Source organism: Nonomuraea sp. NPDC049378 (genome assembly GCF_055586745.1).
The window spans coordinates 294,683-308,813 of the sequence record NZ_JBVJHP010000014.1; the positions used below are offsets into that span (position 1 = coordinate 294,683).

Genomic DNA, 14,131 nt, shown 5'->3' on the forward strand with positions numbered 1-14,131 from the left:
GAGCGCTATTGCCCGGTGAATTTGGGCTTGGACTTCTCGGCGAACGCGCGCATGCCTATCTTGGCGTCGTCGGTGGCGAAGAGCCCGGAGAACTGCAGCCGCTCGATCTCCAGGCCGGTGTCGAGGTCGACCTCCAGCCCTTGGTCGACGGCTTGCTTGGCGGCGCGGAGCGCGATCGTGGGACCGCCCACGAAGGTGGCGGCCCATTCGAGGGCGGCGGTGTAGACCTGCTCGTCCGGGACCACCCGGTCGACCAGGCCCATCACGAGGGCCTCGGAGGCGGGCACGTGGCGGCCCGTGAAGATCAGATCTTTCGCCCGGGCCGGGCCGACCAGGCGGGGCAGGCGCTGGGTGCCGCCCGCGCCGGGGATGATGCCGAGCAGGATCTCGGGCTGCCCCAGCTTGGCCGACTCTCCCACGACCCGGAAGTCGGCGCAGAGGGCGAGCTCGCAGCCGCCGCCCAGGGCGTAGCCGGTGATGGCGGCGATGACCGGCTTGCCGATGCGGGTGACCGCGGTGAAGCAGTCCTGAAGCGTACGGGAATGGGTGGACATGTCGGCATAGGACATGTCGGCCATCTCTTTGATGTCCGCGCCCGCCGCGAAGACCTTCTCGCCTCCGTAGATGATCACCGCCTGCACCTGCGGGTCGGCGTCGACGAGGCCGGCGGCCTCGCCGATCTCCTGCTGGACCTGGCCGTTGAGGGCGTTCATCTTCGGACGGTCAAGACGGATCGTGGCGATCTGGTCGGCCACCTCGACGCTCACAAACTCACCCATACGTCGAACCTAACAGAGCAGATCGTCAGCGGGCCGCCGCCGTCCCGCACGCCCCCCGTCAGCACTCACCGTCAGGCCGCGCCGTCAGCGGGCCGCGGCGGACTTCACCTCCTCGGCGGTCCGCTTGCTGCGGGACACCCGTACGAGGGCGGCGGACAGGCGGGCCAGTTCGTCGCCGGAGCGGGCCAGCCGGGCCAGCGAGCGCTCCTGGCGGGGCAGGCCGACGTTGGCCGCGCCGTCCAGCACCTTCTTGTCCAGGTGCGGCGCGACCTGGGGCCAGACGGCCTGGACCTCGCGCAGGAAGATGTCCGCGCCGGTCGGCCCGATGCCGGGGAACTCCATCAGCAGCCCGGCGGTGCTGCGCGGATCGCCGCCCGCCTCGTCGCGCAGGCGGCGCAGATCGCCCTTCCACCGGTCGAGGAGCAGTTCGGCCCCCCGGCCCAGCATGGTGGCGGTGCGCTCGTCGTAGCGGCGGTAGTGGCCGCGACCCAGCGCGTCCACCCGGTCCTGCCAGGTCGCCTCCCGCATGGCCTTCGGGGTGGCGTACCCGGCCGCGAACAGCTCCCGGGCGGCCGCCACCGCCACGTCCGCCGAGATCCGCGCGCTGAGCAGGGTGGCCAGGACGAGCAGCTGGTAGAGCGGTTTCGGCTGGTCGGCCAGCTTGATCCCGGCCTCGTTCGCGAACGTGCGACCGTACCGGTCGAGCAGCACGTCCATGACGGCTTTGTCGGTCTTGGTCATGAGTGTCCCGCTACCCGCGACCCCTACGGGCATGCCGGGCCACCGGGTTCGCGGCGGAGGCCGGCCCGGGTTTGGGGCAAGGGCCGGAGGGGAGGCGAAGGTTTCCCGAGCGAAAAGGAGTCTGTTGTGCTGACACTGACAGACAACGCCGTTGAAGCCATCCGCGACCTCATGGTCGGGGAGGACGTGCCCGCCGACGCCGGGCTGCGCATCGCCCCGAAGACCGACGAGGCGGGAACACTCGAAGTCACCCTGGTGAGCACGCCGTACGCGGGCGACCAGGTCGTGGAGAAGGGAGACGTGCGCGTCTTCGTGTCGGAGGACGCGGCGCCGATCCTGGACGACAAGGCGCTGGACGCCCAGCAGAGCGTTCCGGGGCAGCCGACGTTCAGCCTCGGTCGGCGCGCCTGACCGTGCATCGCAGGGGACGTGGCGGCCGATTCATGTCACGATGACGACGCGTCCGATTCAGGGGGTGTCCGATGAGTGACGATCCGCTGCTCCCCCAACCGGTGGCTCGCGCGCTGGCCGGCTACCGCGCGCTGCGTGACGCGCACGGTGTCTGCTGGGGCGAGCCGCCTCTCACATACGTCGTCCAGGCCTGGACCACCGTCTTCCTCGACAACCGGTACGACTTCTGGGGCGCCGGGCTGCGCCAGCTCGCCGAGCGCCATCCCGAGGTCCCCCAGGATCAGCTCGAAGACCTCCTCGGCGGGGTCGACGCCGACCGGGTGGTGCGCGACGCGCTCGGCGGCGACGTGGTGGACAATCTCGCCGCGCTGCGGCTCGCCCCCGAAGGCGTCACGCTCGAAGCGGTCACGCAGGTCGTGCTGGACGACCAGCCGTTCCGCACGTCGCTGCTCCTCGACTCCAGCAGGGACGAGCCCGTCACCGTCGTGGTGGACGGCACCGCGTACGAGGTGCCGCCACGCGGCGCCAGGGTGGTCGCGGCCGGCGGGTCCGTCACCGCCGACGGCCGGCCGGTGGATCTGGCCCCGCTGTGCCGCAGGGCGGCGCCGGCCGCGGTCAGGGTGCGGGCGGGGTTTCCGTGCCGGTGGAGCGTGACGGGCGCGAACGGCCAGGGCTGGTATCCCGAGGGCGCTCCCCGCAAGGTCGACGCCCTGCGCAGACCGTACTTCCATGGCGACGATCTCGTGGTCGCGGTGCCCGCCGAGCCGCTCACGGTGGCGGTGGCCAGGGGGATGGAGTACTCGTCGGCCGAGGTCGTGATCACGCCGGAGGCGGGCGCGGAGACGCTCGTCGAGCTGGCCCCCGAGCGGCTCTACGACGCCGCAGCCCGCGGCTGGTACGGCGGCGACCTGCACGTGCACCTCAACTGGATGGGCGAGGAGCCCGCCGCGCCCGAGCTGGCCGCGGCCGCGCAGCACGGCGAGGACCTGCACGTGCTCAACCTCGTGGCGGGCAACGTGGCCAGCGAGCGGGTCTACGACCTGGAGGCGCTGGCGCACTGGGCGGGCGAGGACCTGCCGTGGTCGGACGACAGGCACCTGGCCAGGATCGGCGTCGAATACCGCAGCGACCTGGTCGGGCACCTCACCGCGTTCGGGCTCCGGCAGCCGCCGCAGCGCTGTCACACGGGCTTCCAGGGCACGGCCGACTGGCCGCCCAACGCCGTGGCGTGCGAGGAGCTGCGGGCGCTCGGCGGGGTGATCGGGTACGGGCATCCGTTCCACATGGCGTTCGGCGAGGACGATCCGCCCGGCGTGGTGCTCGACCGCGGGCGCGACTGCTCGGCCAGGGAGATCGTCGCGGACGCGGCGCTCGGCCTGATCGACGCCCTGGACGTGCTCAACCACTCCTCGATCACCGGCACCGCGGCCGTCTACCGGCGGCTCATCGGCGCGGGCAACAGGATCGCGGTCACGGCCGGAACGGACGCGGTGTTGTCGTTCTGCCGCCGCGGGACCGCGTCGAGCCCGCCCGGATGGGAGCGGGTGTACGCCAACGTCGCCGGCCCGCTGACCGCCGAGTCGTACGCGGAGGCGATCCTGCTCGGCCGCACGTTCGCCACCACCGGGCCGTGGCTGGAGCTCTCCGTCAACGGGCACGGGCCTGGCGACACGCTGGACCTGGCGCCAGGGCAGCGGGCGGAGATCGTGCTCACCTCGGTCGGTCCCGAGGTCGAGCGGCTGGAGATCCGCACCGCCGAGGGCGTGCTGGCGCAGGGCCGGCCGGGGCGGCTGACCGCGACGCTGGTCGCGGACGAGCCGACGTACGTGGTCGCCGTCGCCACCGGCCCGCCGCATCCGCGCACCCTGCACCGGAGCGGCGTCCACGCGCACACCAGCCCGGTGTACGTGAACGTCGCGGGCTCTCCCGTGGCCAGGGAGACGGACGTGCGGTGGTGCCTGGCGTGGCTGGACCGGCTGGAGGAGCTGCTGCGCGAGTCCGGCACGTTCGAGACCGAGGAGCAGCTCGGCGAGCACCTGGAGGTGTACGCGCGGGCCAGGAAGGTCTACCGCGGGAGGCTGGCCTGAACGTCCGGCATCGAGACGACGTACTTGCCCGGTGACGGTGCCCGTGAAGTCGGTGCCGGGGACGCAGGGGAAGCGGAGCCCGAACCTTATAAGTGAAGAGATTTTCTCCGCTTTCCAGCCGTTATGCTGCTGTGGAGAGCCACGTCAAGCGATCTCCAGCACACGAGAGGCGGCCAGCCGATATGCGCGCGCCGGGCCAACTGAGAGCGGACGCACAACGCAACCGGGACCTGATCATCGACACGGCCAGGGAGGTGTTCGCCGAGCAGGGCACCGGCGCCACGATGGACGAGGTCGCGCGGCTCGCCGGCGTGGGGGCGGGCACGCTCTACCGGCACTTCCCCGACCGCGACAGCCTCATCCACGCCGTGCTGGCCGACGCCCTCGAACGCATGATCGCGCTCGCGCAGAAGGCGCGCGAGGAGGAGACCTGGGCGTGGGACGCGCTCAGCCGGTTCGTACGCGGCTGCGCCGAACTGCGGCTCGACCTGCTCATCTCCGTGGCGGGGGCGCAGGTGCACCGCGTGGCGGGCACGCCCGAGATCAACGAGGGCCGCGGCCGCCTGCTGGAGGTCCTCGACCAGATCGTGAGCGCCGCCCACGACGAGGGGGCGCTGCGCACCGACGTCGGCACGGGCGACGTCATGGGGGTCGTCGGGCTGCTCGTCCGCGGGCTGCCCACCCTGCCCGCCGCCCTGGGCGGCGAGCTGCGGGAGCGCGCGGTGCGGCTGGCGCTCGCCGGCATGCGCGCCCACCCGGCGCCCTCCCCGCCCGAGGAGCCGCTGACGTCCGAAGAGCTGATCCGGCGCTTCACCGCCGAACGCGAAAGCTGAGCCACGCCGGCAGCCCGTGGCCCTACAGGTCGCCGGAGAGGCGTTCGACGCCCCGGAGCAGCGCGGAGTGGTCGAGCGTTCCGTCGCCCGACGCGTTGGCAGCGGCCACGAGCTGGGCGACCAGCGCGCCGAGCGGCAGCACCACCCCGGCCTCGCGGGCCGCCGACGTGACGATCCCCATGTCCTTGTGGTGCAGGGCGATGCGGAAGCCGGGCTCGAACGCGTGGTCCAGCATGTTGCCGCGCTTCTGGGCCAGCACCGCCGAACCCGCCAGGCCGCCGCCCAGCACGTCCAGCGCCGCCTCCAGATCCACTCCGTACGCCTTCAGGAACACGACCGCCTCGGCCAGCGCCTCGATGTTCGCGGCGACGATGAGCTGGTTCGCCGCCTTGACCGTCTGGCCCGCGCCGCTCGGCCCGACGTGCACGACGGTCCTGCCGACCGCGTCGAAGATCGGCCCGGCCGCCGCGAAGGCGTCGCTCTCGCCGCCCACCATGATCGACAGGGCTGCGTTCCTGGCGCCCGCCTCGCCTCCGGAGACGGGGGCGTCGAGATAGCGCAGGCCGCGGGCGGCCGCCTCTCCGGCCAGCTCGCGGGTGACGTCGGGCCGGATCGAGGAGAAGTCGATGACCAGCGTGCCGGGCGCGGCGTGCGCGAACACGCCGTCATCCCCGGTCAGCACGGCCTGCACGTCGGGAGAGTCGGGCACCATGAGGGCGACCACGTCGGCCCCCGTCACGGCGTCGGCGATCGAGGCGGCCGCGCGCCCGCCCGCCTCGGTCAGGGCCTTGGTCTTCTCGGGCGAGCGGTTGTAGCCGGCCACGGTGTGCCCGGCCCTGACCAGGTGCACGGCCATGGGGCTGCCCATGATGCCGAGGCCGATGAAGGCGATGGTGCTCACGTCGTTCCTCTCCCGTCGGTTGCTCTCGCGCCGATCCCTGCCGCGCGGGTCTCGCGCGGGTTCCTGTCGCGCGGGTCTCTATCGCGCCGGTCCCCCGGGGGCGGCGGCTCGCTCCTGGCGGGGGAGCCAGTCAAAGGCGCCGGGCCCGTCGGAGCGGTATTCCAGGCCGATATATCCGTCATATCCGGCTGCGTACACGTCAGAGATCCACGGCCGGAGCGGCAGCGCACCCTCACCCGGCGCCCCCCTGCCGGGGGCGTCGGCGATCTGCACGTGGGCGATGCGCGCGGCGTGCCGCTCGATGACGGCGGGCACGTCGTCGCCGTTGACGGCCAGGTGGTAGAAGTCGGCCAGCAGCCCAACGCCGGGCACGTCACCGAGCCGGTCGAGCACGGCCACCGCGTCGGCGGCCGTCAGCAGGGGATAGCGCGGCGCGCCGCTGACCGGCTCGACCAGCACGGTGCCGTCGACGCCGCGCGCGCAGGCCGCCAGCATCTCCACGGCCAGGTCGTCCTGCTCCTTCGCGTCGATCCCTTCGACACGGTTGCCGTAGAGGGCGTTGAAGGCCCGGCAGCCGAGCCGCTCGCCGATGGCCGCCACCACAGGGATGTTGTCGAGCAGCTCGCGGGAGCGCTCCGGCCACGACACGAGGCCGCGGTCCCCTGCCACCATGTCGCCCGCGAAGAAGTTGAGCCCGGTCAGGTGCACGCCCGCGTCCTCGACGGCGCGTACGAACGTGTCCACGTCACGGTCGGCGGGCACGGCCTGCGGCCACGGCCACCAGAACTCCACCGCCGTGAACCCGTCGGCGGCCGCCGCGGCCGGGCGGTCGAGCAGGGGCAGGCCGGTGTAGAGGATCGAGCAGTTGACGGTCCATCTGGTCACATGAGCTCCTACGCGGTGGCCTCTTCCGGCCGCTCGCGGCGCAACTGGCCGAGCAGGCGGCCCTGGGCCTGGTCGAGATGGCGGGCGAGGCGCTGCTGGGCCCGCTCGGGGTCTCCGTCGCCGATCGCCTTGAGGATGTCGTCGTGCTCGTGCACCACGTTCGTCGGGTGCGTGGTCCTGTGGGCCTGGAACTGGCCCATCGTCAGGTGCACCTCGCCGAGGATCACCTCGTGCATGCGCGACAGCCGCCGGCTGCCCACGGCCGCGACCAGCACGGAGTGGAACGCGATGTCGGCCTCCACCTGGCCGGCGAAGGCCATGTCGCCGGCCGCCGCCTTCATCGCCGCCTGCGCGCGGGCGGCGGCCTGCGGCACGGTGGCGGTGCGGGCGAGCGCCGCGACCGCCGCGCGCTCGACGGTCTCGCGGCTGAGGTAGAGGTCGCGGATGTCGTCCTCGTCGAGCTTGGGGACTTCGCCGGCGACGCGGGTCTCGGTGAGCTTCTCCCCCGGCGCGATCTCGCCGTCGACGATGCGCTTGCGCACGGACTCGTAAAGCGCTTCCGTCAGAGACGACGGTCCGAGAGAAAAGCTGGTCTGGCCGTCCAAAGGCCCCCTCCCGACAATCGCCGAACACGAGCAGAATCGTCAGACAAGTACACTAGCCCTCAATACCCGGCCGCCTTGCCGACGACGTTGCGCAGCGGCTCGCCACGGGCGAACCTGCCGACGTTGTCCAGCATGATCGATGCCGCCGCGCGAGACGCAGACGAAGCACGCCGTACGCTTCATCGCGGCGAACGCGGCCCGGTCGAACCGCCCCGGGGTGGCCGCCGTGAGCGGCGCGGTGACCACCACGAAGTCGCACGCGGCCAGGAACCGGAGGAAGTCGTCCTGGGCGAACAGCTCGTCCACGCCCGGCGCGGGCACGCCGGCCCTGCGGCGCAGGCCCAGCACCCGCATGTGGAACGCCTTCGCCTTGGCCGCCAAACCGAGCCCCGCGTTGCCCAACCCGTAGAGCCCGACGTCACGGTTGACATCAAGCAAAGTTGAGGTTGCACCCTCGGAGGGTCGAACGCACAACCTCCAAGGAGCCCCTCATGCACGCCGTCGTCCTGCACGCCTTCGGCCCGGCCGGCAATTTCCGCTACGAGACCGTCCCCGACCCCGAGCCGGGCCCCGGCCAGGTGCGCATCGCCGTCAAGGCGGCGGGCGTGCACCTGGTGGAGACCATGATGCGCTCGGGCATGGCCAGTGATTCGCTGCCGCCGCTGCCGGAGCTCCCCTCCGTCTTCGGGGGCGAGGTGTCGGGGCGGGTCGACGCCGTGGGCCCGGAGGTGGACCCCGCCTGGATCGGGCGCGACGTCGTGACCTCCGCCGGGCAGCCCGGCGGCTACGCCGAGCTGGCCGTCGCGGACGTGGCGTCGGTGCACCGGCTGCCCCGCGAGCTGGGACACGAGACGGCCGTCGCCATGATCGTCACCGGGTGCACGGCGCTGCAGTTCCTCGACGTGGCCAGGCTGACCTCCGACGACGTCGTGCTGGTGACCTCGGCGGCCGGCGGGATCGGCCGCCTGGTCGTCCAGTACGCCCACGCCCTCGGCGCCACCGTCATCGGCGCGGCGGGCGGCCCCGCCAAGGTGGCTGCCGTGCGCGAGCTCGGTGCGGACCTCTCCGTCGACTACGACGAGCCCGGCTGGGAACGGCAGGTGGCCGAGCGGCTGGGTGGCCGAACGGTCACCGCCCTGCTCGACGGGGTCGGCGGCGACAAGGCGCGGGCCGCGTTCGGGCTGCTGTCCGACGGCGGGCGTCACGTCACCATCGGCAACGCCTCCCAGCAGGACTTCCAGCCGGACCCCGCGATGCTCAAGGAGCGGGATCTCACGGTGACCAACGCCCTGCTGGTCCTGCTCGGCAGTCCGGAGCAGCGGCCGGCGTACGAGGCCCGCGCGCTGGCGGCGGCCGCCGAGGGCACGTTGACGCCGGCCGTGCAGACGTTCCCGCTGGCGCGGGCCGCCGCCGCGCACGCCGCGCTGGAGAGCCGGGCGACGACGGGCAAGGTCGTCCTCATCCCCTGAGCGGCCACGCGGCCGTCCCCGAGCGGTCACGCGGGATTCTCCGTACGCCCGCCGCGAACCCGCCGGACAGGCCGAGCGGACCGGCACATAGGGTCCAGCCATGACCTCGGCCACCATGGACCCCGGCACTCCCGACAGCCGGAGTGCCGGACGCTATCTCTGGTGGCTGGTCACCAGCCAGCGCGGCAGGGTCGTGGCCGGGGCCCTGCTCGGCACCGGCTGGACGGTCTGCCTGACGCTCGCCCCCTACCTGCTGTCCCGCGCCATCGACGACGGGCTGACGCCGGGGCACTGGCCCGCGCTGGCCGGCTGGGCGGCGGCGTTACTGGGCTACGGGGTGCTGACCGCGTGGCTGGCCATCATGCGGCACCGGACGATGACCCGGGTGCGGATGGACGCCGCGTTCCGTTCCGTACAGGTGCTGGCCCTGCAGGCGACGCGCCTGGGTGCGGCGCTGCCGCGCCAGGTCACGGCCGGGGAGGTGGTCACGATCGGGTTCACCGACGTCGCCATGATGTCCGAGGCGCTGACCGTCACCGGCCCCGGTGTCGGCGCGGTCCTCGCCTACGCCGTCGTGGCCGGGCTGCTGCTGTCGGTCTCGCCGCTGCTCGCCTCGGTCGTCCTGCTGGGCGTGCCGCTGCTGGTCGTCGTGCTCGGCCCGCTGCTGGGGCGGCTGCGGGGCGCCGAGACCGGCTACCGCTCGCGGCAGGGGGCGCTCGCCGCCCGGTTCGGGGACATCGCCGCGGGGTTGCGGGTCCTCAACGGCGTCGGCGGCAAGGACGTGTACGCCGAGCGCTACCGTCGCGGCTCCCAGGAGCTGAGGGAGCAGGGTTACCGGGTCGGCGCGGTGACGAGCTGGATCCAGGCTCTCGGGGTGGGCCTGCCCACCCTGTTCCTCGGCGCGGTGACCTGGCTGGCGGCCCGGATGGCCGCGCGGGGCGACATCACCGCGGGCGAGCTGGTGGCGGTCTACGGGTACGCCGCGGTGCTGGTGGTGCCCGTGTCGTTCTTCATCGAGGGCGGCTACGGCCTCAGCCGCGGCCTGGTGGCCGCCCGCAGGGTCGTGCGGTTCCTGGGCTTGGAACCCGCCGCCGGGGTCAACGACGACCCGGTGGACCCGCCCGCCCCCATGTCGGTGCTGCGCGATCCGGTCTCAGGCGTGGAGATCGCGCCGGGACGGCTGACCGCCCTGGTCAGCGCCCGCCCGGCGGAGGCGGCGGCGGTGCTCGACCGGTTAGGCGGGTTCGCCGGTCCCGCCGCGACCTGGGGCGGGATCCGGCTGAGCGACATCGACCCGGCGCGGCTCCGGGAGCGGATCCTGGTGGCCGACAACGAGGCCGACCTGTTCGCGGGCACGCTGCGCGACATCGTCGCGGGCAGGCTCGACCCCGACGACGACGCCATCGGCCTCGCCGTCCACGCGGCCATGGCGGACGACATCGTCCGCGGCCTGCCCGGCGGGCTGGACGCGCGCGTCGACGCGCAGGGCCGCAACCTGTCGGGAGGCCAGCGCCAGCGCGTACGCCTGGCCAGGGCCCTGCTGGCCGACCCCGAGATCCTCCTCGCGGCCGAGCCGACCTCGGCCGTGGACGCGCACACCGAGGCGACGATCGCGGCCCGGCTGCGCGCGACGCGGGCGGGCCGCACCACGGTCGTCACCACCACGTCGCCCCTCGTGCTGGCCCATGCCGACACCGTCCACTACCTGGCGGGCGGCTCCGTCGTGGCGACCGGCGGGCACGGCGACCTCCTGGGCTGGCAGCCCGGCTACCGCGCCCTGGTGGCCCGGGATGACGACGGCAGCAGGAAGGCGGCCCGATGAGCCGATGCGCGGGGAGCGAGCGCGGCAGAAGCGCGGCCCGATGACGAGCGGCGCCCTGCCGGTGGCTGACTCCGCCCGGCTGCGCAGGGCGGCGTTCCGGCTCATCCGGCTGGACCGGCGCGCGTTCTGCGCCATGGTCGTCCTCAACGCGCTGGCCTCCGCCGCGGGACTGGCCGGCCCGTGGCTGCTCGGCCGCATCATCGACGAGGTGCGGGACGGCGCAGGGGTCGCCACCGTGGACCGGCTGGCGCTCGCGCTCCTCGGGTTCGCGCTGGCACAGTTCCTGCTGGTCCGCTACGCCGGCCACATCGGGCACCGCTTCGGCGAGCGCATGCTGGCGCGCATCCGCGAGGAGTTCACCGGCCGCGTGCTCGCGCTGCCGGTGGGGGTGGTCGAGCGCGCCGGGGCGGGCGACCTGACCACCCGCGGCACCGCCGACGTCGCGGCGGTGGGCACCATGCTGCGCGGCGCGGGCCCCGACGTGCTGATCGCGAGCGTGCAGGCGGTGTTCGTGCTGGGCGCGGTCGTCGTCCTCGACCCGCTGCTGGGCGGGTGCGGCGTGCTCGGGCTGGCGGGCATCTGGTTCGCCGCCCGGTGGTACCTGCGCCGGGCGGTGCCGGCCTACCTCGCCGAAGGGGCCGCCAACTCGGAGCTCGCCGAGCAGCTCGCGGCCACCACCGCGGGCGCCCGTACGGTGGAGGCCCTCGGGCTGGGGCGGCGCCGCCTCGAGACCTGCCAGGAGGCGATCGAGCAGTGCCGGGTCACCCGCACCCGGACGTTGTTCCTGCGCAGCGTGCTCTTCCCCATCGTGGACGTCTCCCACGCCATCCCGGTGGTCGCCGTCCTGCTCGCGGGCGGCCTGCTGCTCGCGCAGGGCGCCGTGACCCTGGGCACGGTGGTCGCCGCCGCACTCTACCTGCGCCAGCTCTCCCAGCCGCTCGACGTCATCCTGCTCACCATGGAACGCCTCCAGAGCGGCGCCGCCTCCTTCGCCCGGGTGGAGGGCGCCGGCCTGGCCCTCCGGGCGGACCAGGACGCCGCCGCCCCCGAGCCGGTCGACGACCGGCTGCAGGTGTCCGGTGTGCACTATGCCTACGACGGTGGCCCCGACGTCCTGCACGGGGTGGACCTGACGGTGCAGCCAGGCGAGCGGCTGGCCGTCGTCGGGCCGTCCGGCGCGGGCAAGACCACCCTGGGCAGGCTGCTGGCGGGCATGGACGTCCCGAGCGCCGGCTCCGTGACCGTCGGGCGGGTGCCGGTCGCCGGGCTCGACCCCGCCCGGCTGCGCGAGCGGGTCATGCTCGTCACCCAGGAGCATCACGTGTTCCTCGGCACCGTACGCGACAATCTGCTGATCGCCGCGCCCGAGGCCACCGACGACGCGTTGCGCGCCGCCCTGGCCGCCGTCGGGGCGGGCTGGATCGACGAGCTTCCCGACGGACTGGACACCGAGCCGGGCCCGGAGGGCGAGCGGCTGGACGGCGCGCAGGCCCAGCAGCTGGCCCTGGCCCGCGTGGTGCTGGCCGACCCGCACACGCTGATCCTCGACGAGGCCACCGCCCTGCTGGACCCGCGCACCGCGCGGCACACCGAACGCGCGCTCGCCGCCGTGCTCGCCGGGCGCACTGTCATCGCGATCGCCCACCGCCTCCAGACCGCCCACGACGCCGACCGGGTGGCCGTGCTGCGGGACGGCAGGCTCACCGAGCTCGGCACGCACGACGAGCTCGTGGCGGCGGGCGGCGCGTACGCCGCGCTCTGGCGCTCCTGGCACGGCGGGCACCCGGAGTGAGCGCCGCGGTCATGAGGCCGGGTGGGCGAGGATCAGCACGATCGCGTCGAGCAGCCGCTGCCAGTCGCCTTGGTGCAGGTCCCGGTCGAGCGGTCCGGCGACGGCGGCGAGCGCGCCGACCAGCGTGGCCCGCACCACCCGGTCCTCCTCGCCCAGCAGCGCGGCCAGGGATCCGGCCTCGCGCCGGAACCTCCTGGTCCGCGCGAACTCCACGAGCGACGGTGGCGGGGCAACCTCCTCCGAAGCCGAGCCCGCGCCCCGGGCCGTGCCCTGGCCCGTGCCCGAAACCGTGCTCGGGTCGGCGAAGGTGAGCACCAGCCGGGTGCCGAGGGCCTCGGCGAGCCGGTCGAGGGCGGAGAGGGTGGGGTTGCCCCTGCCGTTCTCCAGGTTGGCCACGTAGGGCACCGACAGCGCGGCGTCGGTGGCCACCGACGCGACGGTCCTGCCGAGTGCCGCCCGGCGGCTGCGCAACCGCCGGCCCAGATCCGCATGATCCACGCTCATATCTTGACAGAATACTCGATCGCCCGTTTCTCTTTTGTGAGAATACAAGCGATCGGGGGAAGACCATGGTGCAGGCCCTTCGGGTGCGGGACTTCCGGCTGCTGTGGGCGGCCCGGGCGGTGGCAGGACTCGGGACGAGCATGCTGGTCGTCGCGGTTCCCGCCCACGTCTTCGCCGTCACCGGGTCGGTGCTGGCGACGGGCGTCACCCTGGCCTTCGAGTACCTGCCCTCGCTGCTGCTGGGGCCGTTCGCCGGGGTGCTGGCCGACCGGTGGGACCGCCGCCGCCTGATGGTGGCGACCGACCTCGTGCACGTCCTGGCGATCAGCGTGATGCTGCTCGCCAGGACACCCGAGACGATCTGGCTCGTCTACGTGGCCGTGCTCGGGCAGGGCAGCGCCGCCGTGCTCTTCCGCCCCGCGGGCCAGGCCCACGTTCCCTCCGTGGTGGGCACCGGGCCTGCCCTCACCAGCGCCAACGCCCTCAGCGCCGTCACCACCGGCGTGGTCGCGCTTGGCGGCCCGCCGCTCGGCGGGCTGCTGTTCGCCTTCAACGGCATCGGCGCGGTCGTCGCGGCCAGCGCCGCCGCCGGGCTGCTGTCGGCGGCGACCATCGCCATGACCTCGCCCCGGCCTCGCGACCCCGGCGCGACCTCCCGCGGCGTGCTCGCAGGCATCGGCCAGGGGCTGCGGCACGTGCGGCAGGCCGCGGCGACCCGGGGCCTGCTGGCGACGAACAGCCTCTACCTGCTGGCCAACGCGGCGCTCACCGCCCTCCTCGTGCCGTTCGGCGTGACGCGGCTCGGCGGCAGCGTGGAGGTCGGCTACCTGCTGTCCGCTCTGGGGCTCGGCTTCCTGCTCGGCGCTCCCGTCAGCCGCAGGCTCGCCGACCGCCACTCCGCCAGGACGACCGTCGCCGCCGGCCAGGCGCTCGTCGCGGCCGCGTTCGCGCTGCTGTTCAACAGCACCGCGCTGCCTCTCGTGCTGGTCGCCGCCGTGCTGCTCGGGCTGCCGGCGGTGACCGTACTGGTGTCCGTGCAGTCGTGGGTTCAGCGGACGACGCCCGGGGGGCTGCTCGGCCGGGTCAGCTCGGCGTTCCTCACCATGGAGGCCGCCGCGACGATGCTCGGCGCCTTCGCGGGGCCCGCCGTGAGCGAGCTGTTCGGCATGACGGCCGCGCTCAACGCCGCCTGCGCGGTCGCGCTGCTGTCGGCCCCGCTCACGCTCTGGCTGGTCCCCCGCCGGTCCGCGGCCTCCCGTCCCCCCGCGGAGTGCGAGGCCGGGCACTGACGCACAGCCGGGT

At 73.8% G+C, this 14,131-nt stretch carries 13 protein-coding genes and 1 pseudogene; 7 read left to right on the top strand and 7 right to left on the bottom strand.

The features are described 5' to 3' along the window. Positions 1-5: 5 nt before the first annotated feature. Both ACZ6SA_RS30045 and ACZ6SA_RS30050 read right to left on the bottom strand, forming a co-directional pair. Positions 6-779, bottom strand: coding sequence for an enoyl-CoA hydratase/isomerase family protein (locus tag ACZ6SA_RS30045; protein WP_465831851.1), 774 nt, complete (start codon positions 777-779; stop codon positions 6-8). Between the two features lie 84 nt (positions 780-863). Then, positions 864-1,520, bottom strand: coding sequence for an endonuclease (locus tag ACZ6SA_RS30050; RefSeq protein WP_465831853.1), 657 nt, complete (start codon positions 1,518-1,520; stop codon positions 864-866). A 126-nt stretch (positions 1,521-1,646) separates the two neighbouring features. Here ACZ6SA_RS30050 and ACZ6SA_RS30055 point away from each other — a divergent pair, with 126 nt between their 5' ends. The 3 genes from ACZ6SA_RS30055 (at position 1,647) to ACZ6SA_RS30065 (ending at position 4,851) form a co-directional block, all read left to right on the top strand. Beyond that, entirely contained in the window at positions 1,647-1,931 is a 285-nt protein-coding gene (locus tag ACZ6SA_RS30055) for a HesB/YadR/YfhF-family protein (RefSeq protein WP_132595371.1), read from the top strand. A gap of 71 nt (positions 1,932-2,002) precedes the next feature. Next, on the top strand, positions 2,003-4,018 hold the full coding sequence (locus ACZ6SA_RS30060; protein WP_465831855.1) for a CehA/McbA family metallohydrolase: 2,016 nt from the start codon (positions 2,003-2,005) through the stop codon (positions 4,016-4,018). 182 nt (positions 4,019-4,200) lie between these two features. Next, complete coding sequence (locus tag ACZ6SA_RS30065) at positions 4,201-4,851, top strand: TetR/AcrR family transcriptional regulator (RefSeq protein ID WP_347645437.1); 651 nt, start codon at positions 4,201-4,203, stop codon at positions 4,849-4,851. A 22-nt stretch (positions 4,852-4,873) separates the two neighbouring features. On the opposite strand, the pseudogene ACZ6SA_RS30070 reads toward ACZ6SA_RS30065, so the two are convergent. The 4 genes and pseudogenes from ACZ6SA_RS30070 to ACZ6SA_RS30085 form a co-directional block, all read right to left on the bottom strand. Then, a pseudogene (locus ACZ6SA_RS30070) lies at positions 4,874-5,764 on the bottom strand (2-hydroxy-3-oxopropionate reductase); the annotation flags it as partial. A gap of 66 nt (positions 5,765-5,830) precedes the next feature. Next, entirely contained in the window at positions 5,831-6,637 is an 807-nt protein-coding gene (locus ACZ6SA_RS30075; RefSeq protein ID WP_347645438.1) for a hydroxypyruvate isomerase family protein, read from the bottom strand. A gap of 8 nt (positions 6,638-6,645) precedes the next feature. Then, complete coding sequence (locus ACZ6SA_RS30080) at positions 6,646-7,179, bottom strand: GntR family transcriptional regulator (RefSeq protein ID WP_465831858.1); 534 nt, start codon at positions 7,177-7,179, stop codon at positions 6,646-6,648. A 102-nt stretch (positions 7,180-7,281) separates the two neighbouring features. After that, positions 7,282-7,680 carry an NAD(P)-dependent oxidoreductase gene (locus tag ACZ6SA_RS30085; RefSeq protein WP_347645440.1) on the bottom strand — a complete coding sequence of 133 codons (399 nt, stop codon included), beginning with the start codon at positions 7,678-7,680 and terminating at the stop codon, positions 7,282-7,284. A 53-nt stretch (positions 7,681-7,733) separates the two neighbouring features. On the opposite strand from ACZ6SA_RS30085, the gene ACZ6SA_RS30090 reads away from it, so the two are divergent. The 3 genes from ACZ6SA_RS30090 (at position 7,734) to ACZ6SA_RS30100 (ending at position 12,325) form a co-directional block, all read left to right on the top strand. After that, complete coding sequence (locus tag ACZ6SA_RS30090; protein ID WP_347645441.1) at positions 7,734-8,711, top strand: zinc-binding dehydrogenase; 978 nt, start codon at positions 7,734-7,736, stop codon at positions 8,709-8,711. A gap of 100 nt (positions 8,712-8,811) precedes the next feature. After that, on the top strand, positions 8,812-10,533 hold the full coding sequence (locus ACZ6SA_RS30095; RefSeq protein WP_465831861.1) for an ABC transporter transmembrane domain-containing protein: 1,722 nt from the start codon (positions 8,812-8,814) through the stop codon (positions 10,531-10,533). Positions 10,534-10,537: 4 nt separating this feature from the next. Then, complete coding sequence (locus ACZ6SA_RS30100; RefSeq protein ID WP_465831863.1) at positions 10,538-12,325, top strand: ABC transporter ATP-binding protein; 1,788 nt, start codon at positions 10,538-10,540, stop codon at positions 12,323-12,325. A 9-nt stretch (positions 12,326-12,334) separates the two neighbouring features. Here the strand turns inward: ACZ6SA_RS30100 and ACZ6SA_RS30105 are convergent, their stop codons facing one another. After that, a complete protein-coding gene (locus tag ACZ6SA_RS30105; RefSeq protein WP_347645444.1) occupies positions 12,335-12,829 on the bottom strand; it encodes a helix-turn-helix domain-containing protein in 495 nt (164 codons plus the stop codon). A 65-nt stretch (positions 12,830-12,894) separates the two neighbouring features. Here ACZ6SA_RS30105 and ACZ6SA_RS30110 point away from each other — a divergent pair, with 65 nt between their 5' ends. Next, a complete protein-coding gene (locus tag ACZ6SA_RS30110; protein WP_347645445.1) occupies positions 12,895-14,118 on the top strand; it encodes an MFS transporter in 1,224 nt (407 codons plus the stop codon). Positions 14,119-14,131 lie beyond the last annotated feature (13 nt).

Bases quoted from the DNA above. Each gene is read 5' to 3' on its own strand.
- ACZ6SA_RS30045 (WP_465831851.1), bottom strand. From the start codon at position 779: ATGGGTGAGTTTGTGAGCGTCGAGGTGGCCGACCAGATCGCCACGATC.
- ACZ6SA_RS30050 (WP_465831853.1), bottom strand. From the start codon at position 1,520: ATGACCAAGACCGACAAAGCCGTCATGGACGTGCTGCTCGACCGGTAC.
- ACZ6SA_RS30060 (WP_465831855.1), top strand. From the start codon at position 2,003: ATGAGTGACGATCCGCTGCTCCCCCAACCGGTGGCTCGCGCGCTGGCC.
- ACZ6SA_RS30065 (WP_347645437.1), top strand. From the start codon at position 4,201: ATGCGCGCGCCGGGCCAACTGAGAGCGGACGCACAACGCAACCGGGAC.
- ACZ6SA_RS30090 (WP_347645441.1), top strand. From the start codon at position 7,734: ATGCACGCCGTCGTCCTGCACGCCTTCGGCCCGGCCGGCAATTTCCGC.
- ACZ6SA_RS30095 (WP_465831861.1), top strand. From the start codon at position 8,812: ATGACCTCGGCCACCATGGACCCCGGCACTCCCGACAGCCGGAGTGCC.
- ACZ6SA_RS30100 (WP_465831863.1), top strand. From the start codon at position 10,538: ATGCGCGGGGAGCGAGCGCGGCAGAAGCGCGGCCCGATGACGAGCGGC.
- ACZ6SA_RS30105 (WP_347645444.1), bottom strand. From the start codon at position 12,829: ATGAGCGTGGATCATGCGGATCTGGGCCGGCGGTTGCGCAGCCGCCGG.
- ACZ6SA_RS30110 (WP_347645445.1), top strand. From the start codon at position 12,895: ATGGTGCAGGCCCTTCGGGTGCGGGACTTCCGGCTGCTGTGGGCGGCC.